This window comes from Agathobaculum butyriciproducens (assembly GCA_003096535.1).
Taxonomy (GTDB): domain Bacteria; phylum Bacillota; class Clostridia; order Oscillospirales; family Butyricicoccaceae; genus Agathobaculum; species Agathobaculum butyriciproducens.
On sequence record QEKJ01000050.1, the window covers coordinates 1 to 1,846 of the forward strand.

2 protein-coding genes and 1 pseudogene are annotated in these 1,846 nt (G+C 50.5%); all 3 read right to left on the minus strand.

The window, feature by feature from the left end; genetic code table 11:
• Positions 1-186: 186 nt before the first annotated feature.
• Entirely contained in the window at positions 187-660 is a 474-nt protein-coding gene (locus C7386_RS13180; protein WP_116705734.1) for a hypothetical protein, read from the minus strand.
• Positions 661-671: 11 nt separating this feature from the next.
• Complete coding sequence (locus C7386_RS13185) at positions 672-1,607, minus strand: ParB/RepB/Spo0J family partition protein (protein WP_116705735.1); 936 nt, start codon at positions 1,605-1,607, stop codon at positions 672-674.
• Between the two features lie 5 nt (positions 1,608-1,612).
• Positions 1,613-1,846: pseudogene (locus C7386_RS13575) on the minus strand (ParA family protein); the annotation flags it as partial.

A 1,846-nucleotide genomic window follows, 5' to 3' on the forward strand; every position in this document is an offset into this window, starting at 1 on the left:
GTCTTGCACATGGTCATACGCCGGGCTTGGAAAACGCAGTCAACAAGGGGATAGATCGTTTCCTGCGCTCCCGGCGCATGACCACGAGCAAGGCTTGTGGCGTAAATTATTTTGGAATAACTGTGATAATGGGATAAGCACTTCTGCTACCGATACCGCTAATAATTATAACCAAGACAATTTCCCTCAATTTTGTAATGGCGGTTTGCGGTACGCAATCCATTCCGTGCTGAAATTAGTAATATCATAACCGTCTGTGTAATCTGGCGTACACAAAAAATCTCCGTTGTACATTCCCCAGCTTTCTTCTGTCGGCTCGCTTTCATTACCGGGCAGAACAACCCATACGATAATCGGTTGTCCTGCATCAGCAACTAACTGGTTTAACTCTTTAAGGGTCAAAGCGGATGTTTCGCTTGCAGCGTTTAGTTCGGGCGCAGGCTGCTGTTCGCGGAAAGCAGTCCATACTATGTCATAATTACTCAAATCGTCTTTCATGGACTGCGCGTAAATATAGTTTCCGTCATACATCACCCACTCAAAATCGCTTTCTAAGTCGATTTTACCGTTAATGATAAAAGCAGTCTTAATTACGACCGGATGGCCTGCATCGGCAACTAACTGGTGTAATTCGGCTTTGGTATATGTTGAGAAAGGCATCGCCAACCTCCTTAAATTTTACCGGTCAGATCATCAATGTCACTGGCGAGTTGGGAAACGCTGGTGCCGAGCAGTTTTGCAAGGCGTGGCAGCTTGCTATCCGGCAGACAGGTAAGCTGCCGGACAAGCCGTGCTGCATCACCGGGCAGCGTGTTCGATGGGAACACATTGTCCGTCTGCGGCGTTGCCGGTGTGCTCTCCGACTGCGGAGTAGATACTTCCGGTTGTACGGTGGTGTCAGGCGTGTTCGACTGGAACACATCATCGCCGGTCGGCAGTTTGCCCGTTTGAGTAAAGCCGGTAAATGCGGCCTGCTGGTGTTCTGCATCCAGCTTGCTCAACTCGTAGGCGGTGGAAATAGGCAGATGGTCGGCCTTGATTTCTTCCATTAAAGGAGAAATAAGGTTATTCAGTATGCTGTCATACTTCGCCACACGGCTGGAACTAATGTTAAGACTGCGTGCGACCAGATCGCGTACACGACCGTTCAGACCTCGCTCTGCCTTTGCCTGTCGTTGCAAGTTGCGCATCTGGCGGACTTCCTCCAGCTTGTCCCATGCGGTTTTCTCGCGCTGGGAGTTGGCGGCAATAAGCAATACCTGTTCGCGCACGCTACGGTCGGTATCCTCAATCTGTTCGACCGAGCAAGGCAGGAACTCATACTCGGTCTTGCCCTCGGCAATCAGCATACCGACCGCTCTGTGGCGGCGATGACCGGACAGAATTTTGTATTTTCCATCTTCCAGTGGCGTAACAATAAGATTGTCCAGCACGCGGCCTGCAAGCTCGATAGCAGTTTTCAATTCTTCAATCTCCCGCATCGAGTAGAAATTGTCCTCGCTGGGGACGAGATTGTCGTATTTAATGGGCTTGATTGTATGTGCTTTAACAGGTGCAGCTGCCAGTGAGGTATTCTTGTTCAGCATATCGGTAATAGAAAATCCCATATCACTCAACCTCTTTTCTCTGCGGTCAGAAACTCGCTGACAAAATCGAGGTAATCACGCGCGGCGGCGCTGGTCTTGCTGTACTCGATGATCGGCTTGCACTCAAAGCTGCTGCCGACTACCTTACCGCTGTACCGGATATGTGTCTTGTAGACGGGACAATCCAGATTTTCGCGCAGCCAGTCCTCGCCGGTCTGCTCTCCGGCTTGACGCTGGAAGCAGGTGATAAGGCAACCGGC

Bases quoted from the DNA above. Each gene is read 5' to 3' on its own strand.
- C7386_RS13180 (WP_116705734.1), bottom strand. From the start codon at position 660: ATGCCTTTCTCAACATATACCAAAGCCGAATTACACCAGTTAGTTGCC.
- C7386_RS13185 (WP_116705735.1), bottom strand. From the start codon at position 1,607: ATGGGATTTTCTATTACCGATATGCTGAACAAGAATACCTCACTGGCA.